This is a genomic window from Duganella guangzhouensis (genome assembly GCF_009674535.1).
GTDB lineage: Bacteria > Pseudomonadota > Gammaproteobacteria > Burkholderiales > Burkholderiaceae_D > Rugamonas > Rugamonas guangzhouensis.
In genome coordinates, this window is sequence record NZ_WKJK01000068.1 from 1 (window position 1) to 535 (window position 535).

The 535-nt window shown below is 46.4% G+C and carries 2 tRNA genes and 1 rRNA gene; all 3 read left to right on the forward strand.

From position 1 onward, the window contains the following. Positions 1–45: 45 nt before the first annotated feature. Positions 46–122, forward strand: a tRNA-Ile gene (locus GJ699_RS33945). A 25-nt stretch (positions 123–147) separates the two neighbouring features. Beyond that, positions 148–223: transfer RNA gene (locus GJ699_RS33950), tRNA-Ala, on the forward strand. Between the two features lie 192 nt (positions 224–415). Next, a 23S ribosomal RNA gene (locus GJ699_RS33955) occupies positions 416–535 on the forward strand; the annotation flags it as partial.

Consider the following 535-nt stretch of genomic DNA (forward strand, 5'->3'; position numbering starts at 1 on the left):
CGCTCACACTTATCGACTGTAATGAAATAGAGAACAGCAAATATTGGGGCTGTAGCTCAGCTGGTTAGAGCACCGTGTTGATAACGCGGGGGTCGTTGGTTCGAGTCCAACCAGCCCTACCAGTTGCCGGTATTAGAAATGCCCATTGGGGGATTAGCTCAGCTGGGAGAGCACCTGCTTTGCAAGCAGGGGGTCGTCGGTTCGATCCCGTCATCCTCCACCACTGCTTTTACGAATAAGCAGAGTTATTCGTAAGTGTAGTTCTCGTTCTTTAAAAATTTGGAAGAAGTAAAGTAATTGTTATGACCCATGCGGGAAACTGCATGGGTGGGTAATGATTGATAATCATCAAACATGCAATAATTCTTGATTCTATAAACGCTTTCTTGTTAGTCGCAAGAAGCTAACGTTATAGGGACAAGTGAATAAGTGCACATGGCGGATGCCTTGGCGATTACAGGCGATGAAGGACGTAGTAGCTTGCGATAAGCTGCGGGGAGCTAGCAAACAAGCTTTGATCCGCAGATTTCCGAAT